Genomic DNA, 25935 nt, shown 5'->3' on the forward strand with positions numbered 1-25935 from the left:
CATTTTCGCACTACGAGCCGCCCCCGAGGCCACTCAATACTGTGCGGGCCCGTTCCTCGGCGCGATCGGGGGCCACCAGGTCCGGGGTGATGCCCCGGCCGTCGACGCTGTGCCCGGCGGGGGTGCGGTAGTGGCCGACGGTGAGCTCGGCGACCGACCCGTCGGGCAGGGGGCTCGGCATCTGGACCGACCCCTTGCCGAAGGTCCGGCTACCGACCGTGACCGCCCGGCCACGGTCCTTCAGGGCCCCGGCCAGGAGCTCGGCCGCGCTCATGGTGCCGCCGTCCACCAGCGCCACCAGGGGCCTGACGGTGTCGCCGCCCGGCTCGGCGTACAGCGCCTGTTCCCTGCCGTGGACGTCGTACGTGGCGACGAGGCCGCCGTCCAGGAACGCGGAGGCCACAGTGACCGCCTCGGTGACCAGGCCGCCGCTGTTGCCCCGCAGGTCCAGCAGGACGCCCGCGTCCGCCGGGGCGCCGCGGACCGCGTCCCGCACCCGCTGTCCGGCGCCCTTGGTGAACGCCGCGACCCTGATCCGCAAGGAGCCGTCGGCCAGCCGCTGCACGGTCACGTCCTCGGTGGCGAGCCTGGCCCGCCGCAGCGACTCGGTCCACGCGCGCGTGCCGCGCTGCACCCCGACGGCGACCACCGAGCCGGGCGGTGCGCCGTCCCCGCGCAGCAGGGCGACGACCTCGGCGGCGGAACGGCCGTCGACGGGGCGGCCGTCGACCGTGCGGATGCGGTCCCCGGCCTTCAGGCCGGCCCGGGCCGCCGGGCCGCCGCCCTGGACGCGGGCCACCTCGATGCGGCCGTCGGCGGCGCGCCGGGCGGAGAGGCCCACGCCCGTGTACCGGCCGTCCAGGGCCTGCTCGAACTCCTCGTACTCGCGCTGGTCGTAGACGGCGCCCCACCGGTCGCCGCTGCGGCTGACGACCTCCTTGGCCGCCTTGGCGCCGGACTTGCCGTCCGCCATGGCCTCGGCCGCCGCGCGGGCCAGCTCCCGCTGGTCGACCGGACCGCGTTCGGCGCCGGGGCTCGGCGCGGCCCGGGAGACGGTTCGGGTGCCCGGGTCCTCGCCGTCCTGGGGAAGGCAGTTGGTCACCGCGGCGGCGACGAGGACGGAGGCGAAGACGAATGTGAGGGCCGCCCCGCGGCTCCGGACGCCGCGGGGCCGGGTACAGAACTCGGGGCCCAGCATGGCGACCACTCTAGGACAAGCGAAAGGCGCCGTACGGTTGTTGACCGTACGGCGCCAGGGGCGATCGTCACACCTTCAGATACTTGCGCAGCGCGATGGCGGCCGCCAGCGAGGGCATCAGCAGGCCGATGACGACGACGAGCGGCAGCACGGTGACCACCGCGTCCCAGCCGATGAAGTTCACCAGCGGCATGCTCTCGGCGAGGTTGAGCCCCGCGTCGATCATGAAGTACCGGCCCACCAGCAGCATCACGCAGGCCACCACACCGCCCAGCAGGCCGGCGACGGCGGCCTCCATGATGAACGGCATCTGGATGTAGAAGCTCGACGCGCCGACCAGCCGCATGATGCCCGTCTCCCGGCGCCGGCTGAACGCCGACACCCGCACGGTGTTGACGATCAGCATCAGCGCGATGACGAGCATCAGCGCCATGACGCAGAGCGCGGCGACGTTCATGCCCCGCATCATCTGGAAGAGGTTCTCCAGCGTCTGGCGCTGGTCCTGCACCGAGTGCACACCCGGCCGCCCCGCGAACGCGGTGGCGACCACCTTGTACTTCTCCGGGTCCTTCAGCTTGACCCGGTACGACTCCTGCATCTGGTCCGGCGTGATGATGCTGGCGATGGCGGTGTCGCCGTACTGCTCCTTGTAGTGCTTGTACGCCTCGTCCGCCGTCTCGTGGTGGACCTTCTCGACGAGGTTGTCCAGCTTCTTGAGATCGGTCTCGATCTCCTTCTTCTGCTGGGCGGTGACCGCGCCCTTGTTGCACGTTCCGCCGGCCGCGGCGTCGTTCTTGTTGCAGAGGTAGATCGTGACGTTGACCTTGTCGTACCAGAAGTCCTTCATCACGCTGACCTGCTCGCGCATGAGCAGCGCACCGCCGAAGAGGGCGAGGGACAGAGCCACGGAGACGATGACGGCGAAGGTCATCGTGAGATTGCGACGGAGGCCGACACCGATCTCCGACAGTACGAACTGGGCGCGCATCGCGTGCGTTCAGCCTTTCCTTGCTAGTGCTGGTAGCCGCTAGTGCTGGTAGCCGTAGACGCCGCGCGCCTGGTCGCGTACGAGACGGCCCTTCTCCAGCTCGATGACCCGCTTGCGCATCTGGTCGACGATGTTCTGGTCGTGCGTCGCCATGATCACGGTGGTACCGGTGCGGTTGATCCGGTCCAGCAGCTTCATGATGCCGACGGAGGTCTGCGGGTCCAGGTTGCCGGTCGGCTCGTCGGCGATCAGCAGCATCGGGCGGTTGACGAACGCGCGCGCGATGGCGACCCGCTGCTGCTCACCGCCGGACAGCTCGCCGGGCATCCGGTCCTCCTTGCCGCCGAGGCCGACGAGGTCGAGGACCTGGGGGACGGCCTTGCGGATCTCGCCGCGCGGCTTGCCGATGACCTCCTGCGCGAACGCGACGTTCTGCGCGACGGTCTTGTTGGGCAGCAGGCGGAAGTCCTGGAAGACGGTGCCGAGCTGGCGGCGCATGTGCGGCACCTTCCAGTTGGACAGCCGGGCGAGGTCCTTGCCCAGGACGTGCACCGTGCCGTGGCTGGCGCGCTCCTCGCGCAGCACCAGCCGCAGGAAGGTGGACTTTCCGGAGCCGGAGGACCCCACCAGGAAGACGAACTCGCCCTTCTCGATCTCGAGGGAGACGTCCCTCAGTGCGGGGCGGTTCTGCTTCGGGTAGGTCTTGGAGACGTTGTCGAATCGGATCACGGGTGCACCACGGTCGGCAGGGAGTAGGTGTGCGTGACCATACGCGACTGTGGATGCCGCGTGCAGTCGCCGTCCTGCCTTGCGCCATTTGTCCGGGTGAGGTACAAGCCCGAACCGGGGGTAATCCGGCGGGGCGCGCCTAAACTCTCCGGAGCTGGCACAGTGGTAGGGGGAACGGATGCGTTTCCCTGAGCGTTGTGCGGAGAGAACTGTGTGCACAGTCCGCGTCAGTGCACGGTCCGCGTCTGCGGCTCCGCCGCGCGGGAGGAGGAGAGCGCATGACCTATGACCGATTGGTGTGCGCCAACTGCGCGGCCCCCGTCAGCGAGGGCCGGTGCCCCGTCTGCCGGGCGAACCGGGAGCGTCTCCAGCAGGAGGGACCCTTCGGCGGGCTGAACCCGGTGGCTCTGCTGACGCTGCTGGTCATCCTGGTCGCGGCGGTGGCCCTGCTGGCCCACCAGACCGCGTAAGGCTTCGCTGTACGCACGCTGTACGCACGGAAAGGGCCCGGGCGGCCATCATGGCCCGCCCGGGCCCTTCCGTCGCTCTACGGCACGTTACGCGGCCGTACGGCCACCGCCCACGAGACGCGGCAGCATCCGGAAGCCGATGCCACCGGCGATCATCGTCGCGGCGCCGATGAGCAGGAACGAGGTCTCGGCGGCGCCGGTCTCGGCGAGCTCCTCCTTGGCCTGGCCCTGCTCGACCGGCTTCGAGCCGGCGGAGTCGGTGTCGGTGTTGTCGGCGCACTCGGCACCGTCGAGGTCGACGGTGCAGGTGCCGGCGTCGTCGCCGCCGGTGGCGGACCCGGCGGAGCCGCCCTGGTCGCCGCCGGTGCTGCCACCGTTGGTGGAGCCGCCCTGGTCACCGCCGTTGCTGCCGCCGGTGGAGGTGGAGCCACCGGAGTTGCCGCCCGAGGTGCCGTTACCGCCGGAGTTCCCGCCGGAGTTGCCGTTACCGCCCGAGTTGCCGTTACCGCCCGAGTTGCCGTTGCCGCCGGAGTTGCCGCCGCCGGTGGTGGTGTCGCCGCCGCCGGTCACGGTGCCGCCGCCGGTGGCCGTGCCACCGCCCGTGGTCGTGTCGCCGCCACCGGTCACGGTGCCGCCGCCGGTGGCCGTGCCACCGCCCGTGGTCGTGTCGCCGCCGCCCGTCACGGTGCCGCCACCGGTCACCGTGCCGCCCGTGGTCGTGTCACCGCCACCGGTCACCGTGCCGCCGCCGGTGGTCGTGTCGCCGCCGCCCGTCACGGTGCCGCCACCGGTCACCGTGCCGCCCGTGGTCGTGTCACCGCCACCGGTGGCGGTGCCGCCACCCGCGGTCGTGCCACCGGCGATCTGGCCGACGGTGTCGTTGCCGCCGTCCGTGCCGTCGCCGATACCGAGGCCGGCCTCCAGGCCGTTCTCGTCCGCCTCCGCCCGGACGCCGATGCCGGCGACGTTGACGTCTATGCCGACCGCCGAGGCGGCGCCGGCCGCGGTCAGGGACGCTCCGGCCGCGATCACCGCGCCGGCTGCGATCCGCGCCACGCGGACCCGCGTCTTCTTGGTCATCTGCCTGCTACCCCCAGTAGCTGATTCGTCAGTGGAGCAGCGCTCGGGGCAGCGGACGCTGGGGGTCCTGCTCAGTTGCCCCCGATCACACGCGCCCCAGTCATGCGCATGCCGCGCGTCAGCTTTCCCAGTTTTCGCACAAGCGTCAAGGCGGTTGCGCGTGCGATGCCCGGAATGATCACACTTGCCTGGCCTGCAACGATGCAACTGTGACGTAAACGGCGAACACCGGCCCGCCATAGGCCGGTTTCCTTGTCGACAAAGCGAGGTGACGGCCAACAGGCCGCTTGCGCCAGCGAATTGGGGCCGCGTACGCGAACGGCGCCGGACCACCCGCTCGACGGGCTGTCCGGCGCCGGAACGCGAACCGCTACTTCTCCTGCTGCTTCCGCCAGCGAATGCCCGCTTCCAGGAAGCCGTCGATCTCGCCGTCCAGGACCGACTGCGGGTTGCCGACCTCGAACTCCGTACGCAGGTCCTTGACCATCTGGTACGGGTGCAGGACGTACGAACGCATCTGGTTGCCCCAGGAGTTGCCGCCGTCGCCCTTGAGGGCGTCCATCTTGGCCTGCTCCTCCTGGCGGCGGCGCTCAAGGAGCTTCGCCTGGAGGACGTTCATCGCACTCGCCTTGTTCTGGATCTGCGAGCGCTCGTTCTGGCAGGAGACCACGATGCCGGTCGGGATGTGCGTGATGCGCACGGCCGAGTCGGTGGTGTTGACGCCCTGGCCGCCGGGGCCGGAGGCGCGGTAGACGTCGATGCGCAGCTCGGACTCGTCGATCTCGACGTGGTCGGACTGCTCGACGACCGGCAGCACCTCGACGCCCGCGAAGGACGTCTGGCGGCGGCCCTGGTTGTCGAACGGGGAGATGCGGACCAGGCGGTGCGTGCCCTGCTCCACCGAGAGCGTGCCGTAGGCGTACGGGGCCTTGACGACGAAGGTGGTCGACTTGATGCCGGCCTCTTCGGCGTACGACGTCTCGTAGACCTCCGTCGAGTACCCGTGCCGCTCGGCCCAGCGCAGGTACATGCGCTGGAGGCGCTCGGCGAAGTCGGAGGCGTCGACGCCGCCGGCCTCCGCGCGGATGTTCACCAGCGCCTCGCGCTCGTCGTACTCGCCGGACAGGAGGGTGCGGACCTCCATCTCGTCGAGCGCCTTGCGGACGGAGACGAGCTCCGCCTCGGCCTCGGCGAGGGTGTCCGGGTCGTCCATCTCCTCGGCGAGCTCGAAGAGGACGGCGAGGTCGTCGATGCGACTGCGCAGCGCCTCGGTCTTGCGCACCTCGGCCTGGAGGTGCGAAAGCTTGCTCGTGATCTTCTGCGCCGCCTCCGGGTCGTCCCACAGGGACGGGGCCGCGGCCTGCTCCTCGAGCACGGCGATGTCTGCCCTCATCCTGTCGAGGTCCAGGACGGCCTCGATCGACCCCATGGTCGAGGAGAGGGACTTCAGCTCTTCGGATACATCGACGACTGCCACGACACCAGCGTAACGGCTGCGTGCGACACCCCGGGCCCCCAGGCGGGCCCTAGGGCTGTGACGGGGCCGACTGCTTGGAGTCCTGGGGCGGGGCGCCCGGGTCGTCGTCGCTGGTCGCCACGTAACCGCCGACCCCCGCGGCGGTGACGAGGGCGAGGGCGGCGATACCGAGGGTGAGGCGGCGCTTGCGGACGGTTCCGGACTTGTGGCGGGCGGAGCCGGGGCGGCGTCCGCCGGCCGGGCGGGGGGCACGGGCGGTGCCGTGGGGGCCGCCGGAGAGCTCGTCGGGGGCCGGGACGCGCATCGAGGTGTGGGTGTCCCGGTTGGAGTCGGTGGACGAGCCGGGTACCAGCGGGACGGCGGCCCGGCGCGGGGCGTTCGGGATCGTCGGGTAGGGGTCGTCCTGGTACGGCTCCGGGGCGGGCTCGGCGTCCGGCTCGTCGACGTCGAGCGGCGGCATGCCCGCGACGAGCGGGAGGAGGTCGTGCAGCCGGGCGGCGAGCTCGGAGGCGCGCAGCCGGGAGGCGGGGGCCTTGGCGAGGCACTGGACGATGAGCTGCCACAGCTCGTCCGGGATGCCGGGCAGCGGGACGACGGTCTCGGTGACGTGGCGGCGCAGTACGGCGCCGGGGTGGCCGCCGCCGAACGGCGTGAAGCCCGCCAGCAGCTCGTACAGCACCGTCGCCAGGGCGTAGATGTCGACCGCCGCGCGGGGCGGGAGGCCCTCGACGATCTCGGGGGCCACGTAGTCGGGGGTGCCGATGACGCGGGTGGACTTGGTGCGGCCCGGGGTGTCGATCAGCTTGGCGACGCCGAAGTCGGTGAGGAGGGCGGGGTGGGCGCCGCCGGGGCCGAGCGGGCCCTCCATGTCGAGCAGGATGTTCTCCGGCTTGACGTCACGGTGGACGATCCCGGCGGCGTGCGCGGCGGCGAGGCCCTCGGCGACGTCCGCGACGATCGAGACGGCCGCCGCGGGGGCGAGACGGCGCTCGCGGTCCAGTCGGGTGCGCAGGTCGGTGCCGCGCACCAGGTCCATGACGAGCGCGAGGTCGTTGCCGTCGACGACCAGGTCGCGGACGGCCACCACGCGCGCGTGGTCCAGCCCGAGCAGGGCGGTGCGCTCCTGGACGAAGCGTCCGACGAGCTCCTGGTCGGAGGCCAGGTCCTCGCGCAACAGCTTGATGGCGACGGGGCCCTCCGGGCCCTCGCCGAGCCACACCGTTCCGGCACTTCCCCGCCCCAGGATCTGGTGGGCCGTGTACCGGCTGCCGATTTTCCGTGCCAAGACTGCTCCCTCAGCGGCTGGCGTTCCCGACCAAGTTACGCGGGCGCGGGCGCCGGTATTCACCTCCGAGGGGAAATCACCCCTCGGAAGTCGACAAATCGGCAGGGTTGCTGCCCGGAGGCCGGGTCACTGCCCGGAGGGTGTGCCGGTGCCGCCGGAGGTGCCGGTGCTGTCGCCGATCTCCGAGATCCACCTGGACACCGTCGACACGCCGTCGCTGATGGCCTGCCAGTAGCTCTTGCCCTCGGCGATCCAGTCCTGGAGCGGGGTCAGCTCCCAGATGAGCCAGCCCGCCACGACGAACAGCACGATCGTGAACAGGCAGCCCTTGAGACAGCCGAGGCCCGGGATGCGCATCGGGTTGGCGCTGCGCTGCCGGGGCGGGCGCGGCTCGCGCGGCGGGCGCGGGGCGGGCTGCTGGGGCTGCTGCGGCGGGTGCGGCTGGTGGCGCTGCGGCGGGTACTGCTGCTGCGGGGGCGGCGGCGGCGCGTACTGCTGACGCTGCGGCGGGCGCTGCTGCGGCCTCTGCTGCTGGTGCTGCGGCGGGTACTGCTGCTGGTGCTGCGGGGGCTGCTGGCGCTGCGGGCGGCGGCGCAGGGGGTCCTGGCTCGGGTCGAGGTACTGGACCTGGGTCTGCTCGTTGCGGTCCCGGGCGGCGCGCAGTTGGGTCTGCCACGGGTGCGGCTCCTCCGGCTGCGGCGGGCCGTCGGGGCGCGGGGGTACGGGCGGCATGACCGCGGTCGGGTCGGCCGCGCCCGCGCTGTTGGTGGGCATCACGCTGGTGGCGGCGTTGGGGTCGTACTGGCCCGCGTTGCTGGGCAGCACCTGTGTCGGGTCCGCCGCGCCCGGAGTCTCGGGGACCTGCGCCGGTGCCGGGTCGGGGGCGAGCAGGGCGCCGACGCCCTCGGCGGCCTCGATCTGGGCGGGCGTGGCGTGGACGCCGATGCCGGCGGCGACGGTACGCAAGGCCCGGGCGAGGTTCTCGGCGCTGGGGCGGCGGTCCGGGTCCTTGCTGAGGCAGCGCTCTATGACGGTCCACAGGGGGCCCGGGACGGTCGAGGGGCGGCGCGGCTCCTCGCTGAGGTGGCGGTGCAGCACCTCCAGCGCGGTGCCGCCGGCGAACGGCGGGCGGCCGGTGACCAGCTCGTACAGCAGGATGCCCGCGCCGTAGATGTCCACGGCGGACGTCTGCGGCCGGCCCTCGGCGGACTCGGGCGCGACGTACGCGGGCGTGCCGACGAATTCGTGCGTACGGGTGAGGCCGGGGCTGTCCGCGAGGCGCGCGATGCCGAAGTCGGTGAGCATCGGGTGCATCTGGCCGTCCCGCTCGGCGAGCAGCACGTTGGCGGGCTTCAGGTCGCGGTGGACGACGCCGTCGGCGTGGCTGGCGGCGAGCGCGTCGGCGATCTGGGCGGTGAGGAGGGAAGCGGCCACCGGGCTGAGGGGGCCGTTCTCCCGGATGTAGCGGTGCAGGTCCGGGCCGTCGACCAGGTCCATGACCAGGGCGAGGAGGTCGCCCTCGACGACGAGGTCGCGGGTCCGCACGATGTTGGGGTGGGTGAGGCGGAGCAGGACGGAGCGTTCCCGGAGGAACCGCATCACCACGTCCGCGTCGTTCGCGAGCTCCTCCTTGAGGACCTTGATCGCGACGGTCTCGCCGGGCTGGCCCGGTACGGCCGCCTCGGCGCCCGCGGTCTCCCGCTGGCGGGCTCGCCAGACGGTGCCCGTGGCGCCGCGTCCGAGCGGCTCCTCGAGCAGGTACTTGCTGCCTACCGGCCGCACGTCATGCGCTCCCTGGATCGTGGTCCTTGCCTGGCCCGTGCCTCCCTCTCGGGCCCGCCCGGGTGTCCGACCCACTGTAGTGCCGGAGAGCGGCACACCGGCGGGTCGTCTTCCGGTCCCGTTCGACCCTGCAAGACGCTTTCGAACGGGACACGGTTGCCAGGGTGACACGACCTGCGCCGGTCCACATGATCCCAAGCCGTACGCAAGCAGGCGTTTTCCTGATCGGGTGCGAACGATCAAGATCATTTCTGCCCGGGTCGGCGACGGGCTGTCAGTGGCAGGTGGGAGGATGCCTCCAGCACGGCCCATCGCGGGGTCGGGAGCCTCGTGGTCCGTGCCGACCTGACCGGACGACGCGTCCGTGGCGGGTGGGGGGCGAGCGAGACCGGCCATCCCCTCCCCTGCCGGGCGCGCCGCGCAGAAGGGACCGCTGACGGCGATGCAGATCCGGCTGACCGTCCTCGCGGCGCCGCCCGGCGGCCAGGCCGCCGGGCGAGCCTGTGACGTGCTTGTCACCGCCCCGGCCGGGACCGCGCTGGCCGCCGTCGCGGGCGGGCTGGCGGCCGCCGTGTCGGGCGCCGACTCCTCGGGCGCCGTCGTGCTGTACGCGGGCGGGGAGCGGCTGGACGTCCAGCGCCGTGTCCTGGGCGAGCCGCCGCTGGTGGACGGCGCGGTGCTCTCGCTCCAGGTGCCCGGGGAGGACCGGGCGCCGCTGGACGGCGGGGCCGCGCGGCTGCACGTGGTGGCCGGGCCGGACGCGGGCGGGGTCCACCTGCTGCACGCCGGCCAGATCCGGATCGGCCGCTCCGCCGACGCCGACGTCCCCCTCGACGACCCGGACGTGTCCCGGCTGCACGCCGCGGTCACCGTCACCGAGAGCGGCCGGGTCACGGTCGCGGACCTGGGTTCCACGAACGGCACCACCCTGGACGGCGCCGAGGTCGGCACCCGTCCGGTCCGCCTGGCGCCGGGCGCGCTGCTGCGGCTGGGCGAGTCGTCGCTGCGGCTGACGGCGGGCCCGCCCACGGCGGACGGCGCCCCGCTGCCGACCGCCCCCGACGGCGAGGGCCACCTCCGCGTGTCCCGCGCGGGCGCGGCGCCCTCCCGGGCGGAGGACGGCCCGGCGGGCGGCACCCCCGGGGGCGGCGCACCGGCGGGCGGCGCACCGGCGGGCGGGGCCCATCACCCACGGCTGCCGCGCCAAAGTGCCGGACCGCCCGCCCCCCGCGAGACACCCACGGGCCCGGACGGCGCCGGCCCGGCGGTTACGCACGCCCCCGACGGCGCCCCACCTACCGCCACGCCGCCCACCGCCGCCGCACCCACCGGAAGCTCGCCGCTCGGCGGCGTGCCCCACCAGGGCGGCAGCGCCCGGCAGGCCACCCCACCGCGCGGCACCCCCGTGGGCGCCGCCCCGGGCGCACGTCCGGGCACCCCCGCCGGAGAGCCACCCGCCGAAGAGGCACCCGCCCCACCCGCCCGCAAGCGGGGCATAGGCGCATGGGCGCGGCGGTTCGCGGGCGGCGGGCGGGGCGACGAGGCGGCGCACGCGCCGGAGGGGCCCGTCCCGGCGGCGCTCGCGGGCGGGGCCGTCCAGGAGACGTGGCCCGACCCGGCGGCCGTGCTGCTCACCGCGCTCGGCCCGGGACCGCGCCTGTGGGAGCGGGGCCCCGGCCACCCGGAGGCGCTGGTCGTGCGGCTCGGCACCACCGACCGGGCCGACCTGGCCGCCGTGCCCGTCACGGTGGGGCTGCGCGAGGCCGGTTCGCTCGGGCTCGCCGGGCCCCGGGCGCGGCTGCTGGGCCTGGCCCGCTCCGTCGTGGCACAGCTCGCCGCGCTCCACGCGCCCGCCGGCCTGGAGATCGTGCTGATCAGCGGCGCGGGCCGCGGCCGCGAGTGGAGCTGGCTCGGCTGGCTGCCGCATGTGCGCCCGGGCCACGGCCAGGACTGCCGGCTGCTCCTCGCGTACGACCGGGAGCAGGCGGCCGCCCGGGCCGCCGAGCTCACCCGGCGGCTGGACGACGGGCCGCTCGGCCCCGGTTGGGCGAGCGCCGACCGCAAGGCCGTCGCCCGGGCCGCCGAGGAGCACGACGCGGCGTACGGCACGCGCACGGTCGTGATCGTCGACGGCGATCCGGGCTCCGCCGCGCTGCGTGAGACGACCGCCCGGCTCGCCTCGGCGGGCGCGGCGGCCGGCATCCACCTCGTCTGCCTGGCCGAGACCCCGGCCGCCTCACCGCTGTCGCCGGTCGCGGCGACGTACGAGACGGCGTGCGCCGCGTCCCTGGCGTTCCGCGAGTGCGGGGCCGTCGCGCTGCTGTCGGGGGACGTGGCGACCGCGCTGCGCCTGATGCGTACGGCCGGAGGGCAGCCCGCCGGTCATGGCACCGTCGGCACGGTCGACGCGGTCTCGGCCGCCTGGGCCGAGCGGTTCGCACGGGCCCTCGCCCCGCTGCGGGCGGACCGCGCCGAGGGAACCGAAGCCGGGGTCGCGGTGGGAACAGCGCCCCGCGCCGCCTCCGTACCGCTGCCCCCGTCGTCCCGGCTGCTGGACGAGCTGGGGCTGGCCCGGGCCACGCCCGCGTCCCTGATGGCCCGCTGGGCCTCGGCCCCGGACGGCACCGCCGTGCTGGGCACCGGCCCGCGCGGGCCCCTGGCCGTGGACCTCACCGCGGAGGGTCCCCACCTGCTGGTCGAGGGTCCGGCGGGCAGCGGCCGCACCGAGCTGCTGCGTACCGTCGCCGCGTCCCTGGCCGCCGCGTCCCGCCCCGACCGGCTGGGCCTGCTGCTCGTCGACGGCGCGGGCGGCGGGCGAGGCGAAGGGCTCGCGCCCTGCACGGAGCTGCCGCACGCCACCGAGCACCTGGTGGCCTCCGACCCGGTGCGGATGCGGGAGTTCGCCCAGGCGCTCGGGGCGGAGCTGAAGCGCCGCGCGGAGCTGCTGGGCCGCAAGGAGTTCACCGAGTGGCACACCCAGCGGGAGGTCGCCGACCGCATGGTCGGGCAGCGCCCGCCCGCCCCCGGCGACCTCGACACCCCGCCCTCCGGCACGCTGCGGCTGCGCCCGGCCGCCCGTACCGCCGAGGACGAGGTCCCGCCGCCGCTGCCGCGCCTGGTCGTCCTGGTCGACGACTACGACGCGCTCGTCGCGCCCGCGCTGGGCAGCCCGGGCCGCCCCGCGGCCGGTTCGGTGGTGCGGGCGCTGGAGGCCGTGGCCCGGGACGGCCACCGGCTGGGCGTGCACCTGGTGGCGGCGTCCGCCCGCCCGGACCGCACGGCCGACACGGAGCTGGCCCGCGCGGCGCGGCTGCGCGTGGTGCTGGACGCCCCGCCCGCCTCCCCAGGGCCGGACGTCCCGGCGCCGGGGCGCGGCCGGCTGGGGCACCCGGATGGCCGGGTGACGCCGTTCCAGGGCGGCCGGGTCACCGGGCGGATCCCCCGTACGGCGACGCAGCGGCCCACGGTGGTGCCGCTGGAGTGGGAACGGATGGGCGACCCGCCGGCCCGTCGCCCGGTGCGGGAGCTGGGCAACGGCCCGACGGACCTGGCGCTGCTGGCCAGCGCGCTGGAGCGGGCGGCCCGCTCGGTCGAGGCGACGCCGCTGCCCCCGCTCACCACGCCCCAGCACCAGTAAGAGGGCGCTGACGGGACGTCACGACCGGATCACGATCCCCGAGTTGACACGGAAGGCGGTATTGCGACCCCCGTACGCCCGGCGTAGACCTGACGGACGGGACGCGTACGCGCACGGAAGAGACGGGGCAGTGATGCGCACAACTCTTCGGACACGCAGGACACGCTGGACACGCACGACTCGCAAGGCGCCCAGGGCCGCCGCCGCGCTGGCGGCCGCCTGCGCGCTCGCCCTCGCCGGCTGCGGCGACGGTGACGGCGGCGGGGGCGGCTCCGAGCCGGACAAGGACACCAAGACCGGTGGGGCGACCGTTCAGTTGCCCAAGCTGAACGGCCAGAAGGTCCAGGTCGTGGCGGTGTGGACGGGCCCGGAGCAGGAGGCGTTCACCAAGGTCCTCGACGAGTTCGAGAAGCGCACCGGGGCGGAGGTCGCCTACGTACCGACGCAGGACGCGATGCTGAACTACATCGGTACGAAGATCGCGGGCGGTGCCCCGCCGGACGTCGCGATGCTCCAGCAGGTCGGCGCGCTCCACCAGGCCGTGGAGCGCAAATGGGCCAAGCCGGCCGGCGCCGGGGCCAAGGCGCAGTTGGCCAAGAACTACTCCAAGGGCTGGCAGGACCTCGGGGCGGTGAACGGCACCCAGTACGGCGTGTACTTCAAGGCCGCCAACAAGTCGCTGATCTGGTACAACACCGCCGTCTTCGAGAACGCGGGCGTGTCGGAGCCGAAGACCTGGAAGGAGCTGCTCGGCACGGCGGAGACGATCTCGGCGTCCGGGGTGACGCCCTTCTCGGTCGGCGGCGCGGACGGCTGGACGCTGACGGACTGGTTCGAGAACGTCTACCTCTCGCAGGCGGGGCCGGAGAAGTACGACCAACTGGCCAAGCACGAGATCAAGTGGACCGACCCGTCCGTGAAACAGGCCCTGACCACCCTCGCCGAGCTGTTCGGCAAGCCGAACCTGATCGCGGGCGGCGCGGCGGGCGCCCTCCAGACGGAGTTCCCGGCGTCCGTCACGCAGACGTTCACCGGCGGCGACCAGCCGAAGGCCGGGATGGTCTTCGAGGGCGACTTCGTCTCGATCAACATCGCCCAGACCGAGGCGAAGATCGGCGAGGACGCGAAGGTGTTCCCGTTCCCGGCGGTGGGGTCCGAGGCGCCCGTGGTGACCGGCGGCGACGTGGCGGTCGCGCTGACCGACAAGCCCGCCACCCAGGCACTGCTGACGTTCCTGGCGTCCCCGGACGCCGCGAGCATCTGGGCGGGCCAGGGCGGGTTCATCTCGCCCAACAAGTCGATGGACCCGGCGGCGTACCCGAACGACGTCCAGCGCGGCATCGGCAAGGCGCTGATCGCGGCGGGCGACGACTTCCGGTTCGACATGTCGGACCAGATGCCGCAGTCGTTCGGCGGGACGCCCGGCAAGGGCGAGTGGAAGGCGCTCCAGGACTTCCTGAAGAACCCGAAGGACATCGCGGGTACGCAGGCGAGGCTGGAGGCCGACGCGGCCAAGGCGTTCAAGGGCCAGAGCTGACGCCATGGCGGCGCCGACAGCGGGGGGCGCGGCGAGCACGTCGCCGGTGCCCCCGGGTTCGCGCAAGAGCGTCACCGGCACCCGCAAGCTCGTCGCGGCCGGCTTCCTGCTGCCCGCGCTGGTGCTGCTGGGCGCGCTCGTGGTCTACCCGATCGGGTACTCGGTCTACCGGTCCTTCTTCGACCAGGCCGGCAGCGGCTTCGCCGGGCTGGACAACTACGTCGAGATCTTCACCGACGACACGATCCTCACGGCCGTCAAGAACAACGCCGTCTGGGTCGTGGTCGCGCCGACCGTCGCCACCGCCCTCGGCCTGATCTTCGCGGTCCTGACGGAGCGGGTGCGGTGGGGTACGGCGTTCAAGCTGATCGTCTTCATGCCGATGGCGATCTCGATGCTGGCCGCCGGGATCATCTTCCGGCTGGTGTACGAGCAGGACCCGGACCGTGGCGTCGCCAACGCCGTCTGGGTGGGCGTGCACGACACGTTCGCCGAGACGGCCGGCTACCCCAAGGCGCGCCCGCTGGGCGTCCACCCGCTGAAGGCGGCGGGCGGCGGGGCGTTCATCACCAAGGAGCCGGTACGGGCGGGAACGCCCGCCAGGCTGCCGCTGATCGGCGTGGCGCCCCCGGACATGCCGGGTGACGCCCAGCCGGCGAAGGCGCCGGAGCCGTCCGGCGACGGGGTGTCGGGCACGGCGTGGCTGGACTTCACCCGGGGCGGTGGCGGCACGTCCAACACCATCGACGCCAAGGAGCTGGGCCTGAAGGGCCTGAAGGTGGAGGCGGTCAAGGACGGCCGGGTCGTCGCCACGGCGACGGCGGCCGCCGACGGCACGTTCTCCCTGCCCAAGGAGGCGGACGGCGCGTATCTGAAGCTGCCGGAGAGCAATTTCCGGGAGCGGTACAACGGCGTGGACTGGCTCGGCCCGTCCCTGGTCACCCCGGCCATCATCGGCAGTTACCTCTGGATGTGGGCGGGCTTCGCGATGGTGCTGATCGCCGCCGGCCTGGCGAGCCTGCCGCGCGAGCTGCTGGAGGCCGCCCGGGTGGACGGCGCCAACGAGTGGCAGGTCTTCCGCCGCGTCACGGTCCCGCTGCTGGCGCCGGTCCTCGCGGTGGTCCTGGTCACCCTGATGATCAACGTCCTGAAGATCTTCGACCTGGTGTTCATCATCGCGCCCGGCTCGGTGCAGGACGACGCGAACGTGCTGGCGCTCCAGCTCTACCGCTCGTCGTTCGGCACGGACGCGCACCTCGGCGTGGGCAGCGCCATCTCCGTACTGCTGCTGTTGCTGGTGATCCCGGTGATGTTCTTCAACATCCGGCGCATCCGGAAGGAGACCCGGCGATGAGCGGCACCCAGGGCACCCTCAGCGGCACGAACCGGCCGAAGGCGTCGGTGGCCGCGCGGATCGCCGCGCGGACCGGTGGCGGGGTCATGCGGGTCTTCCTCGTCCTCGTCGCGCTGTTCTGGCTGATGCCGACGGTGGGGCTGCTGCTGTCCTCGCTGCGCGACCCGGCCGACATGAACGCGAGTGGCTGGTGGACGGTGTTCACCGCGCCCGCCCAGCTCACCGCCACCAACTACGCGAACATCCTGGAGAACGACACCATCACCGGTTCGCTGCTCTCCACGGTCCTGATCACCGTGCCGGCGACCGTCCTCGTCGTCGTGATCGGCTCGCTCGCCGGGTACGCCTTCGCGTGGATGGAGTTCCCGGGCCGGGACTGGTGGTTCCTGGTCGTGGTCGGGCTGCTGGTGGTGCCCGTGCAGGTGGCGCTCGTACCCGTGTCGAAGCTGTTCGGCGCGGTCGGGATCTTCGAGACGACGCTGGGCGTCGTGCTGTTCCACGTGGCGTTCGGCCTGCCGTTCGCGATCTTCCTGCTGCGCAACTTCTTCGCGGAGATCCCGCGCGAGCTGCTGGAGGCCGCCCGGCTGGACGGGGCGGGCGAGATCCGGCTGTTCACGCGGGTGGTCATGCCGCTCGGCGGCCCGGCCATCGCCTCGCTCGGCATCTTCCAGTTCCTGTGGGTGTGGAACGACATGCTGGTCGCGCTGATCTTCGCGGACTCGGAGTCGCCGCCGATCACGGTCGCCCTCCAGCAGCAGGTGCGGCAGTTCGGCAACAACGTGGACATCCTGGCGCCCGGCGCGTTCGTGTCGATGGTGATACCCCTGGCCGTCTTCTTCGCCTTCCAGCGGCAGTTCGTCTCCGGTGTGATGGCGGGTGCGGTCAAATGAGGTACGTGGCCGTCCCCCGTATGCCACGGCGGGCGTAACCCGGTCGGTTCATCCGACGTTCCCGGGCCATGCCCCGGTTCAGCGTCATCGTCCCCGCGTACAAGGTCCAGGCCTATCTGCACGAGTGCCTGGAGTCGGTGCTCTCCCAGTCCTTCGAGGACCTGGAGCTGATCGCCGTGGACGACTGTTCGCCCGACGGTTGCGGGGCGGTCATCGACGAGTTCGCCGCCCGCGACCGCCGGGTCGTCGCCGTGCACCTGCCCGAGAACGCCGGGCTGGGGCCCGCCCGCAACGCGGGGCTCGCCCGGGCGAGCGGCGACTACATCGTCTTCCTGGACGGCGACGACACCTTCGTACCGGGCGCCCTCCAGGCCATCGCCGACCGCCTGAAGGAGACCGGCTCGCCCGATCTCCTGGTGTACGACTACGCCCGCGTCTACTGGTCGGGGGAGACGGTGCGCCACGAGTTCCGCAGCCACCTCTCCGAGGCCGGCCCGGCGCCCTTCCCGCTGACCGAGCGGCCGGGGCTGCTGAAGGTCCTGATGGTGGTGTGGAACAAGGCGTACAAGCGGGAGTTCGTCGAGCGGGAGGGGTTCACCTTCCCGCCCGGCTTCTACGAGGACACCCCGTGGACGTACCCGGCGCTGATGGCCGCCGGGTCGATCGCGACGCTCGACCGGGTCTGCGTCCACTACCGCCAGCGCCGCACCGGCTCGATCCTGCGGACCACCAGCCTGAGCCACTTCGACCTGTTCGAGCAGTACGAGCGGGTCTTCGCGTTCATCGACGCCCGCCCCGAGCTGGCGCGCTGGCGGCCGGTGCTGTTCCGGCGCATGGCGGACCACTTCACGTCCGTGTTCTCGGCCCGGGGCCGCCTCCCGCGCGGCTCGCGCGCCGACTTCTTCCGCCGCGCCCGCCGCCACTACCGCCGCTTCCGCACGCGCGGCGCCACGCCCAAGTTCACCACGCGGCTGCGCCACGCCCTGGTCCGGCTCGGCAGCCACCGCACGTACCGCGCCATCACGGCCGCCCGCGCGCAACTGAAGCGGACCGGGCGGTACGCCTCCTCCGGCACCCGGGCCCTGCGCGGCGCGCTGCTCCAGCTCCACTACCGCGTCCAGCTCTGCCTGCCGCTGCGCGAGGACCGGGCGGTGTTCGCCGCCTACTGGAACCGCGGCTACGCGTGCGGCCCGGCCGCCATCGAGGAGCGGGTGCGTGAGCTGGCCCCGCACGTGCGCACGGCCTGGGTGTGCGGGCCCGAGCACTTCCACACCGTGCCGCCCGCGACGCGCAGACTGCGCCCGGGGTCGGCCGCGTACTGGACGGCGCTGGCCCGCTCCAAGTACCTGGTGAACAACGTCAACTTCGACCGGCGGCTGGTCAAGCGGCGCGGCCAGCTCCTGATCCAGACCCAGCACGGCACACCGCTCAAGCACATGGGCCTGGACCTCCAGTACAGGCCGGCGGCCGCGCGGGACATGGACTTCGCGCAGTTGCTGCGCAACATCGACAAGTGGGACGCCGTGGTGTCCGCCAACCGCCACTCCAGCCTGGTGTGGGAGCGGGTCTACCCGGCCGCCTACCGCACGCTGGAGTTCGGCTCGCCGCGCAACGACGTCTTCCACCGGACCACAGCCGCCGAGGTCGCCCGGCTCCGCGAGTCGCTGCGCATCCCCGAGGGCCACACCGCGATCCTCTACGCCCCCACGCACCGCGACTACGTGCGCCCGCAGCCGCCGCTGGTGGACCTGGAGCGGCTGCTGCGGGCGCTCGGCCCCCGGTACGTGGTCCTCGCCCGCCCGCACCCCACGCACGGCGCGCCCTTCGCCGCGACGGGCAGCCCCCGGGTCATCGACGTGTCGGAGCACCAGTCCGTCGAGCAGCTCTGCCTCGCGTCCGACGCGCTGCTGACGGACTATTCGTCGCTGATGTTCGACTACGCGGTGCTCGACCGGCCGATCGTCGTGCACACCGAGGACTGGGCGGCGTACCAAGCGGCCCGTGGCACCTACTTCGACGTGCGGGCCTTCCCGCCAGGCGCGGTGGCCCGCACGCAGGACGAGCTGATCGACATCTTCGCCTCCGGCCACTGGCGCGGCTCGCGCTCCGCGCAGTTGCGGGCCGCGTTCCGGGCGCGCTTCTGCCCGTACGACGACGGGTACGCGGCCGAGCGGGTGGTGCGGCACCTGTTCCTGGGCGAGGACCCGGGGGCCCTGCCGCCGGTCGTCCCGCTGGAGGAGCGCCGCCCGGCCCCGTCGCTGGGCGGGGCGGGGGCGGTCCTGTTCCCGGCGCCGCGTTAGCGGGAGCCGATCAGCGCCTTGGCGGCCCGGCGCACGGGTCCCCGCTGCACCACGGGGCCGAGCAGCTTGCCCGCCACTCCCCCGGGCCGCCAGCGGAGCTGCAACCGTCCCGCCTCCCGCCCCTCCGGTTCGACCGTGACGCGGTGGCGCCCCGCCCCGGGCACCTCGAAGGGCGCGAAGTCCAGGGGCGCGAGCAGCACCCCGGTGTTGCCGGTGCGCCCGTCGGTGACCTCCAGCACGGGGTGCCGCACGCCACGGAAGCCGTGGACGGGCAGCGAGGCGGCGGCCACGTCGAGCCGTACGGCGCCCTCGAAGACGCCCCGCCCCGCCGGGTCCATGCGCAGCGGCACGGTCAGCCGCCGCCCGCCGGGTGAGACGTGCAGGCGGGCCGGCAGCGGGGCGAGCGGGAGGCGCCGCCCCGGGTCGTAGGTGCGCAACCGCAGCTCGACGGCGCCGTCCTCGCCGCGCCGCACGCGGGTGATCTCGTGCCGGAACCGGGCGGAGCCGAAGGGGCAGCCTTCCAGGTCCAGTTCCGTCAGGTCGAGGTCGGCCCGCCCGGCCGGTGTCCGGGGCGGCACGCTCCCCCAGTACGTACGCCCGTCGCCGTCCGTCACCGTGCGGCGGGGGCCGACGCCCTGGCCCAGCCCCCGGGCGGCGAGCCGGGCCTCCTCGTACCGGCCCTCGCGCAGCAGCCCCACCACGACCCGCTCGTCGCGCCGCATGCGCCCGAAGGCGGCGGCGGACAGTCCCTCCAGGTAGGGGAGCACCTCGGCCGCGAACTCCTCGACCCATGCCGGTTCCCGGTAGGGCAGGTCACCGGCGTACAGGCGGAGGTCGTGGGAGAGGAACTTGTGGTCCTTCTCCTCCCGTACCGCCGCCGACACCCCGTGCCCGGCCAGGAAGTCGTCGATCAGCCGGGCGACGGTGACCCGGTCGCGGACGTTGGAGATCAGGTGGCGCCGGTTGGAGATGGTCGCGGCTTCCGAGGGGGCGTAGGGGGCGATGTACCAGCGGTAGACCGGTTCGGTGATGACGGTGAAGGCGCGGGCGAGGGTGTAGGCGCGGGCGGAGAAGAGCTGGTCCTCGTAGTGGACGTCCTCGGGGAAGCGGAGGGCGTGCCGGTCCAGGAACTCCTTGCGGTACATCTTGTTGGTCGACAGCGGCTCGAACAGCAGCCGTGGCTCGTCCTCGATACCCCGGACCGTGCGGCGCCGGGCGAACAGGTGCGCCATCCAGGGGGAGACGTCCCCCGTGTCGGTGCGCACCCGTTCGACCGCGCCCATCGCGAAGTCGACGTCCGCCTCGGCGTGTGCGGCGAGCAGCAGTTCACAGGCGCGCGGCGGGAGTTCGTCGTCGCTGTCGAGGAACATCAGGTAGGGCGCGCGGGCGGTCTCCAGGGCGCGGTTGCGGGGTGCGCCGCAGCCGCCGCTGTTGCGCTCCAGCCTCACGACCCGGATGCGGTCGTCCCGCTCGGCCAGCTCCGCCGCGACCTGCGGGGTGGCGTCGGTGGAGTGGTCGTCGCTGATGACGATCTCGATGTCCCGGTGGGTCTGGGCGCGTACGGAGGCGACGGCGCGCGGCAGCCGCTCGGCGTCGTTGTGGACGATGACGGTGACGGTCACGTCGGGGAAGGCGTTCATGGCCGCGTGGCCTCCTCGGGCGTGGGGGCGGGGGTGCGCCGCTCCAGTGGCAGGACCGGCGGCAGGCTCTCCTCGCCCTCGCCGAGGAAGACGCGGCGTACGACCCGCTCGGCGGCGCGCCCGTCGTCGTACTCGCAGAAGCGCAGCCGGAAGTCGTGGCGCTGTTTCGCGGCCGCCTCGTCGCACCAGGTGCCGTCGCGGAGGATGCCGGTGAGCTCGTCCTGGCTGCGGGTGACGTGGCCGGGCGGCTCGGCGGTGATGTCGAAGTAGACGCCGCGTGTGGCGGTGTACGTCTCCCAGTCGTCCGTGTGCAGCACGATGGGGCGGTCGAGGTTGGCGTAGTCGAACATGATCGACGAGTAATCGGTGATCAGCGCGTCGGAGGCGAGGGCGAGTTCCTCGACGGGGTCGTAGCCGGTGACGTCGAGAACGCGGTCGTGGCGTACCGGCGCGGGCAGCCGGTCGTGGAAGTAGTGGCCGCGCACCAGCAGGACGGTGTCGTCGCCGAGGTCGTCGGCGAGCCGGGGCAGGTCGAGGCGGGGGGCCCAGCGGCTGCGGGTCTGGTAGTCGCGGTGGGTGGGGGCGTACAGCAGGGCGCGGTGGCCGGGCTCGATGCCGAGCTTGGCGCGGGCGGTGCGGACGTCGGCGGCGGTGGCGCGGTAGTGGATGTCGTTGCGGGGATAGCCGTAGTCGAGGGACCGGTATCCGGCGGGGTAGGCGCGCTGCCAGGTCTCGGTGGAGTGGCTGTTGGCGGACAGGCTGTAGTCCCAGCGGTCGACGCGTTCCAGCAGGGCTTCGAGGTTGAGGCCCTGGGCGGCGGCGGGGTGGTCGCGCTGGTCGACGCCCATGCGCTTGAGCGGGGTGCCGTGGTGCGTCTGGAGGTGGATGGTGCCGGGTCGTTTGACGACGCTGTTGGGGAAGTTGACGTTGTTGACGAGGTACTTGGCGCGGGCGAGGACGTCCCAGTAGCGGGGCGTGCCGGGGACGACGTGGTCGGTGCCGGGCGGCAGCAGCGGGACGCGGTCGGGGTCGGCGATCCAGACCTGGCGGATGTCGGGGGCCAGTTCGGCGAGTTCGGCGGCGATGGCGGCGGGGTTGCAGTGGACGCCGCGCCCCCAGTACGCGGAGAAGACGGCGAGGTCCTCGTCGATGCTCCGGCGCAGCCTGCGGCGGTAGCGGTGGCGGGCGCGGGCGGCGGACACCTTCTCGGCGCGGGTGGCGGCGCCGGCCTGGGCGGCGCGGCGCTTGTCGTTGGCGATGCGCAGCAGCCGGTAGGCGAGGTGGGCGCCGTGGCCGAGGAGCGCGTGGCGTACGCCGTCGAGGCCGCCGGGCCGCTGGTGGCCCTCGGGGCGGAAGCGGGCGGTGTGGCGGGCGGCGCGCCGGAAGTACTCGGTGAGGAGGGCGGGCGGCAGTTCGTCGCGCCGGGCGAGGGTGGTCAGGTAGTCGCCGACCATCAGGTCGTAGAGCCGGGCGCGGAGGGCGGTGGGCGCGGCCGCGGCGTGCGCGAGCTGGTGGAGGCGTTCGTACTGGCCGAAGGCGGCGAAGTGCTGCTCGGGTCCGGCGGCGCGCCGCTGGCTGGGGCGGTCCTTGTGGCGGATCAGGCCGACGGCGGTGGTGGCGGTGATCCGCCGGGCGAGGAGGAGGACGGCGTACGAGAGGTACAGCTCGTCGTGGCCTTCGGTGCCGATCAGCTCGGGGTGTTCGGCCAGCAGCCGGGCGCTGATGAGGCGGTTGCCGAGGAGCGGCGCGGTGTCGAGGAGCGCGGGGCGGGCGGCGAGGGTGGTGGGGCCGGCAGCGGCGGCGAGGAGGTCGGTGGAGCCGCTGGGCACGGTGTCGTCCCACCAGTGGGCGTGGTGGTGGTCGAAGAGCAGGACGTCCGGTGGGGCCGGGAGGGCGCGGAGGCGGGCGGTGAGGGTGGCCGCCGCGCCGTCGGGCAGCCGGTCGGTGGCGGGGTGCAGGAACTGGAGGTGGTCCCCGGTCGCGGCGTGGGCCGCGGCGGCCCGGGCGGTGGCGGCCGGGGCGCCGGGGGCGACGGGCACGACGGTGACGCGCGGGTCGCGCAGCTCGTGGTGGGCGGCGAGCGCCCGCGCGGGGCCGTCGGTGCCGGGGACGGTGACGACGATGTCGAGGTCGGGCGGGGTCTGGGCGGTGACGCTGTCCAGGCAGGCGCGCAGCCGGCCGAGCGGGGCGGGGCCGGAGACGATGACGCTGAGTGTGGGCATGGGCGGGCGGTCCTTCTGGAGCTTGCAGAGGTGGATCAGTTCCGTGGGCGGCAGTTCCGTTGGCGTCAGTTCCGTTGGCCGAGGAAGACCGTCACCAGGCCGATCACCACCAGCAGCGAGCCGGCCCAGGTCCACACCGAGGTCCGCTCGTGCAGCAGCGTGGAGCCGGCCAGCACGATCAGCAGATAGCCGAGGGCGTTGAAGGGGTACGCGATCGACAGCGGAACCCGGGCGAGGGTGGACATCCAGGCGACGGCGGAGATCGCGAAGACGGTGAGGCCCAGCACCACCCAGGGGGTGGTCGCGGCGCGCACGGCCAGGGAGCCGCCGGCCTTCTCGGCGGCGGTGGCGGCGGCCTTCATGCCGTGCTTGAGCATGATCTGGCCGGCCGCCGAGGAGAACACCGCGAACAGCAGCAGCATCAGGCTGGGCAGGGTCAACGTCCGCCTCTTAGACGCCGAGGCGGTGGGTGGGCGTGTCCACGGGGACGAACTGACGGTTGAGGATGTCCTGGACATCGATGTGCTCCCCAGCGATGATCGTCCGCGCCGCATGCGGGGTGAGCAGTGCGACGTACTGGTAGCCGAAGAGGGTGGGCCGCAGCCGGGTCAGCACCTTCGACACGGCGCCGAGCACCCGGGAGACCGGTCCGCCGCCGAGCACGGACCAGAAGGGCGCGCCGGTGGCGCCGATGGACAGCACGTCGTACCCGGCGGCGCGCACGGTGCGGCGGAGGCTGGCGCGGCTGAAGAACCTCAGGTGCGTCTCGTCGAGGATGCCGCGCCGGTCGTAGTCGAAGATGCCGAGCGCGACGCGCAGCCGTGAGTACCAGTGGCCGAAGTTCGGCACGGACAGCAGGACGTGTCCGTCGGGGCGGAGCACGCCGCGCAGTTGGGCGAGGAGGTGTTCGGGGCGGGAGAGGTGTTCGACGACGTCCCCGGCGACGACGTAGTCGTACCCCTCGCCGATGCCTTCCGGCAGGCCCTCCTCCAGGTCGGCGAGGAAGAAGCCGCCGGAGCACTTCTCGCGCACGCCGTCGACCTCGACGCGGTCGATGCCGGTGACCGTGTGGCCGAGGGCTTCGAGGCGCTCGGCGAACGCGCCCCCGGAGCAGCCGACGTCGAGGACGCGGCCGGGCGGCAGGTCGCGCATCCGGTCCAGGATGACGGCGTGGGAGGAGCCGTCGCCCTCCTTGAAGGCGTACTCGACGGGCTTGGGGATCCACCCGCACGTCCCGAACCCCTTCTTGGCCAGCCGGTATTCGAGGACGTCCTTGACGACGTCCTTGGCGTAGCGCATGCCGTTGACGTAGCAGATCTCGTCGCCGTAGTAGGTGGGGATGGGGATCTCGCGGATGCGCATCCCGGCGTCGGCCATCTGCACGATGATCTGGGTGTCGAAGTCGAAGGCGTCGGTGTTGCGCTCGATGGGGAGGCGCCGCAGAGCGTCCACGCTGTAGGCGCGGTAGCCGGAGTGGAACTCGGTCAGCTCCGATCCGAGCAGTCTGTTCTCCAGCCGGGTCAGGACGCGGTTGCCGAGCCATTTGTAGAGCGGCATGCCGCCCCGGAGGGCGTCGCGGGGCCGCATCATCCGGGACCCGAACACGGCGTCGCACTCGCCGCGTTCGAGGGGCTCGACCATCCGGGGCAGCAGCTCGGGGGCGTACTGCCCGTCGCCGTGCAGCAGGACGACGATGTCGAGCCCCCGTTCGGCGGCGAGCGCGTACCCGGCCTTCTGGTTGCCTCCGTACCCGAGGTTCTTGGTGTGCCGCATGACGACGGTCGGCGGCATCCCGTCGAGCTGGGACCAGCGGCAGCCGGCGGTGAAGGTCGCGTCATGACTGGCGTCGTCGAGGATCAGGATCTCGGCGATCCTCGGCCGGAAGTCGGCGGGGATGCGGTCGAGGGTCTTCTCCAGCGTCGTTTCCGCGTTGTACGCCACCACCAGGATGCCGATCCTGGGGCTGGTCGCGCTGCTGCTGTGGCCTTCCGTCACGGGCTTCTCCACTCTCGCGGGGGGTCGGGCAGGTCAGTCGGTGGCGGGTGCCGGGGCGGGCCGGGCCGTGGGGAGCGCCGTCGCGGGGGCGGGCCGGCGTCCCGTGGCGACCGCGCGGTGGATGGCCGAGGCGACGCAGAGGGCCAGCACCGCCCAGCCCAGGGCGCCGAAGGCCATCTCCGTGTCCGTCCAGTGCACCGGCCGCTGGCCGGAGTAGACCGAGGCGGCGACGGCTCCGACGACGGTGCCGTACGCCACGCCCTGCCACAGGCCGACGACGAACAGCCCGGCCGCCGGCCACGCCAGGTACTGGACGCCCGACGCCGTGCTCAGCAAAAGCAGCAGCCCGAGCGTGGTGGCGACGGCGAGCGGCGCGTCGGCCGGGCGCCGCCAGACCAGCCAGACGCCCACGGCCATGATCGCGGCGACGATCAGGAAGTGGCCGTCGCCGCGCAGCAGCGTGACGTACGGCTCGGGCACGCCCGCCCAGCGGGCGAAGCGGACGATGCCCCAGAAGCTGAAGTTGCCGCCCGCGTACTCCAGGACGTTCGCCTTCAGCCCGCCCGGTACGGCCGCCACGACCGGCCCCCACACGGTGAGGAACAGCGCGGCGAACCCGGCCGTGAACCGCAGCAGCACGGGGCGGCCCCCGGCGCGCCAGGCGGTGGCGAAGAGCAGCGGCACGGCGACGACCGGGATGAGCTTGACGCTGAAGCACAGCACCGCCGCGAGTCCGGCGGCCACCGGCCTGCCCCGGTCGACCAGCAGGTACGCGGCGGCGAACGCGAACATCACGGCGACCGAGTCGGTGTTGCCGTGGTAGCCGGACGTGGCCACGAGCACCGGGCACAGCGCCGCGCCGACCGCGCACCACACCGCCGTACGCAGCCGGGTGGCCCGGCGCCGCACGATGGCGAACACCAGCAGCACGGTGACGAAGTCGGCGAGACACGCCGGGAAGCGGATCAGGGGCCGCCACGGCACGCCCTGCTGGGCCAGCCACTCCAGCCCCAGCAGCATCCAGCTCGCCAGCGGCGGGTGGTTGTAGACCGGCAGCCACGGCATCTGCTCGGCGTAGATCCGTACCGGGTCCGTCCGGGCGATGGCCCGTGCGAAACCCCAGAAGAACCGCACGTCGGCCGGGCCCCGGGTGTTAGCCGCGAGCGCCACTTTCGACACGAACGCGACCGCCGCGACGGCGATGACGGCGATCCGGGCTTTCCGTACATCCCAGGACAGGGACGACATTCGGACGTTCATGGTTGTCGAACGTAGCAATACCGACCACACCACGCGAAGCACCTATTAACACACTTAAGCCGCAATGCAGTTCATCGCGGGGGTGCTGAGT

At 73.2% G+C, this 25935-nt stretch carries 18 protein-coding genes; 6 read left to right on the top strand and 12 right to left on the bottom strand.

The window, feature by feature from the left end:
- Nucleotides 1–10: 10 nt before the first annotated feature.
- The 3 genes from AB0J57_RS28725 to ftsE form a co-directional block, all read right to left on the bottom strand.
- Nucleotides 11–1198, bottom strand: coding sequence for a S41 family peptidase (locus AB0J57_RS28725; RefSeq protein WP_366131232.1), 1188 nt, complete (start codon nucleotides 1196–1198; stop codon nucleotides 11–13).
- Nucleotides 1199–1265: 67 nt separating this feature from the next.
- Nucleotides 1266–2186, bottom strand: a complete 921-nt coding sequence (gene ftsX / locus AB0J57_RS28730) for a permease-like cell division protein FtsX (RefSeq protein ID WP_366131233.1) — start codon at nucleotides 2184–2186, stop codon at nucleotides 1266–1268.
- Nucleotides 2187–2225: 39 nt separating this feature from the next.
- Nucleotides 2226–2915, bottom strand: coding sequence for a cell division ATP-binding protein FtsE (gene ftsE / locus AB0J57_RS28735; protein WP_064072157.1), 690 nt, complete (start codon nucleotides 2913–2915; stop codon nucleotides 2226–2228).
- A 278-nt stretch (nucleotides 2916–3193) separates the two neighbouring features.
- Between ftsE and AB0J57_RS28740 the strand changes: the two genes are divergently transcribed.
- Nucleotides 3194–3385 (top strand): hypothetical protein, encoded by a 192-nt coding sequence (locus AB0J57_RS28740; RefSeq protein WP_366131234.1) that lies wholly within the window; start codon nucleotides 3194–3196, stop codon nucleotides 3383–3385.
- Nucleotides 3386–3472: 87 nt separating this feature from the next.
- On the opposite strand, the gene AB0J57_RS28745 is transcribed toward AB0J57_RS28740, so the two are convergent.
- The 4 genes from AB0J57_RS28745 to AB0J57_RS28760 all read right to left on the bottom strand — a co-directional run bounded on the left by AB0J57_RS28745 (nucleotide 3473) and on the right by AB0J57_RS28760 (nucleotide 9009).
- Complete coding sequence (locus tag AB0J57_RS28745; protein WP_366131235.1) at nucleotides 3473–4465, bottom strand: hypothetical protein; 993 nt, start codon at nucleotides 4463–4465, stop codon at nucleotides 3473–3475.
- A gap of 370 nt (nucleotides 4466–4835) precedes the next feature.
- Nucleotides 4836–5942, bottom strand: a complete 1107-nt coding sequence (prfB, locus tag AB0J57_RS28750) for a peptide chain release factor 2 (RefSeq protein ID WP_366131236.1) — start codon at nucleotides 5940–5942, stop codon at nucleotides 4836–4838.
- 49 nt (nucleotides 5943–5991) lie between these two features.
- Complete coding sequence (locus tag AB0J57_RS28755) at nucleotides 5992–7227, bottom strand: serine/threonine-protein kinase (RefSeq protein ID WP_366131237.1); 1236 nt, start codon at nucleotides 7225–7227, stop codon at nucleotides 5992–5994.
- Nucleotides 7228–7353: 126 nt separating this feature from the next.
- Nucleotides 7354–9009, bottom strand: coding sequence for a serine/threonine-protein kinase (locus tag AB0J57_RS28760; RefSeq protein WP_366131238.1), 1656 nt, complete (start codon nucleotides 9007–9009; stop codon nucleotides 7354–7356).
- A gap of 442 nt (nucleotides 9010–9451) precedes the next feature.
- On the opposite strand from AB0J57_RS28760, the gene AB0J57_RS28765 reads away from it, so the two are divergent.
- The 5 genes from AB0J57_RS28765 (at nucleotide 9452) to AB0J57_RS28785 (ending at nucleotide 18727) form a co-directional block, all read left to right on the top strand.
- On the top strand, nucleotides 9452–12646 hold the full coding sequence (locus tag AB0J57_RS28765) for an FtsK/SpoIIIE domain-containing protein (protein ID WP_366131239.1): 3195 nt from the start codon (nucleotides 9452–9454) through the stop codon (nucleotides 12644–12646).
- A 133-nt stretch (nucleotides 12647–12779) separates the two neighbouring features.
- On the top strand, nucleotides 12780–14183 hold the full coding sequence (locus AB0J57_RS28770) for an ABC transporter substrate-binding protein (RefSeq protein WP_366131240.1): 1404 nt from the start codon (nucleotides 12780–12782) through the stop codon (nucleotides 14181–14183).
- Nucleotides 14184–14187: 4 nt separating this feature from the next.
- A complete protein-coding gene (locus tag AB0J57_RS28775) occupies nucleotides 14188–15537 on the top strand; it encodes a sugar ABC transporter permease (RefSeq protein WP_366131241.1) in 1350 nt (449 codons plus the stop codon).
- Entirely contained in the window at nucleotides 15534–16427 is an 894-nt protein-coding gene (locus tag AB0J57_RS28780) for a carbohydrate ABC transporter permease (protein WP_366131242.1), read from the top strand. Before AB0J57_RS28775 ends, AB0J57_RS28780 begins: the two co-directional genes overlap by 4 nt.
- 68 nt (nucleotides 16428–16495) lie before the next feature.
- Nucleotides 16496–18727, top strand: coding sequence for a bifunctional glycosyltransferase family 2 protein/CDP-glycerol:glycerophosphate glycerophosphotransferase (locus AB0J57_RS28785; protein WP_366131243.1), 2232 nt, complete (start codon nucleotides 16496–16498; stop codon nucleotides 18725–18727).
- Here AB0J57_RS28785 and AB0J57_RS28790 read toward each other — a convergent pair.
- From AB0J57_RS28790 to AB0J57_RS28810, 5 genes are all read right to left on the bottom strand, one after another.
- Entirely contained in the window at nucleotides 18724–20367 is a 1644-nt protein-coding gene (locus tag AB0J57_RS28790; protein ID WP_366131244.1) for a glycosyltransferase family 2 protein, read from the bottom strand. The two genes, AB0J57_RS28785 and AB0J57_RS28790, sit on opposite strands and share 4 nt — an antisense overlap.
- Nucleotides 20364–22589 (bottom strand): CDP-glycerol glycerophosphotransferase family protein, encoded by a 2226-nt coding sequence (locus AB0J57_RS28795; protein WP_366131245.1) that lies wholly within the window; start codon nucleotides 22587–22589, stop codon nucleotides 20364–20366. The genes AB0J57_RS28790 and AB0J57_RS28795 overlap by 4 nt, the downstream gene beginning before the upstream one ends.
- A 65-nt stretch (nucleotides 22590–22654) precedes the next feature.
- Nucleotides 22655–23029, bottom strand: a complete 375-nt coding sequence (locus AB0J57_RS28800) for a hypothetical protein (protein WP_366131246.1) — start codon at nucleotides 23027–23029, stop codon at nucleotides 22655–22657.
- Nucleotides 23030–23039: 10 nt separating this feature from the next.
- Nucleotides 23040–24584, bottom strand: coding sequence for a bifunctional glycosyltransferase/class I SAM-dependent methyltransferase (locus AB0J57_RS28805; RefSeq protein ID WP_366131247.1), 1545 nt, complete (start codon nucleotides 24582–24584; stop codon nucleotides 23040–23042).
- Between the two features lie 33 nt (nucleotides 24585–24617).
- A complete protein-coding gene (locus AB0J57_RS28810; protein WP_366131248.1) occupies nucleotides 24618–25844 on the bottom strand; it encodes a glycosyltransferase 87 family protein in 1227 nt (408 codons plus the stop codon).
- Between the last annotated feature and the right edge of the window lie 91 nt (nucleotides 25845–25935).

The sequence above is a fragment of the Streptomyces sp. NPDC049837 genome (genome assembly GCF_040674455.1).
Lineage (GTDB): Bacteria > Actinomycetota > Actinomycetes > Streptomycetales > Streptomycetaceae > Streptomyces.

Excerpts from the sequence above, each read along its gene's own strand:
- AB0J57_RS28725 (WP_366131232.1), bottom strand. The coding sequence starts at position 1,198 with ATGCTGGGCCCCGAGTTCTGTACCCGGCCCCGCGGCGTCCGGAGCCGC.
- ftsX (WP_366131233.1), bottom strand. The coding sequence starts at position 2,186 with ATGCGCGCCCAGTTCGTACTGTCGGAGATCGGTGTCGGCCTCCGTCGC.
- AB0J57_RS28740 (WP_366131234.1), top strand. The coding sequence starts at position 3,194 with ATGACCTATGACCGATTGGTGTGCGCCAACTGCGCGGCCCCCGTCAGC.
- AB0J57_RS28745 (WP_366131235.1), bottom strand. The coding sequence starts at position 4,465 with ATGACCAAGAAGACGCGGGTCCGCGTGGCGCGGATCGCAGCCGGCGCG.
- AB0J57_RS28765 (WP_366131239.1), top strand. The coding sequence starts at position 9,452 with ATGCAGATCCGGCTGACCGTCCTCGCGGCGCCGCCCGGCGGCCAGGCC.
- AB0J57_RS28770 (WP_366131240.1), top strand. The coding sequence starts at position 12,780 with ATGCGCACAACTCTTCGGACACGCAGGACACGCTGGACACGCACGACT.
- AB0J57_RS28775 (WP_366131241.1), top strand. The coding sequence starts at position 14,188 with ATGGCGGCGCCGACAGCGGGGGGCGCGGCGAGCACGTCGCCGGTGCCC.
- AB0J57_RS28780 (WP_366131242.1), top strand. The coding sequence starts at position 15,534 with ATGAGCGGCACCCAGGGCACCCTCAGCGGCACGAACCGGCCGAAGGCG.
- AB0J57_RS28785 (WP_366131243.1), top strand. The coding sequence starts at position 16,496 with ATGCCCCGGTTCAGCGTCATCGTCCCCGCGTACAAGGTCCAGGCCTAT.
- AB0J57_RS28790 (WP_366131244.1), bottom strand. The coding sequence starts at position 20,367 with ATGAACGCCTTCCCCGACGTGACCGTCACCGTCATCGTCCACAACGAC.
- AB0J57_RS28795 (WP_366131245.1), bottom strand. The coding sequence starts at position 22,589 with ATGCCCACACTCAGCGTCATCGTCTCCGGCCCCGCCCCGCTCGGCCGG.
- AB0J57_RS28810 (WP_366131248.1), bottom strand. The coding sequence starts at position 25,844 with ATGAACGTCCGAATGTCGTCCCTGTCCTGGGATGTACGGAAAGCCCGG.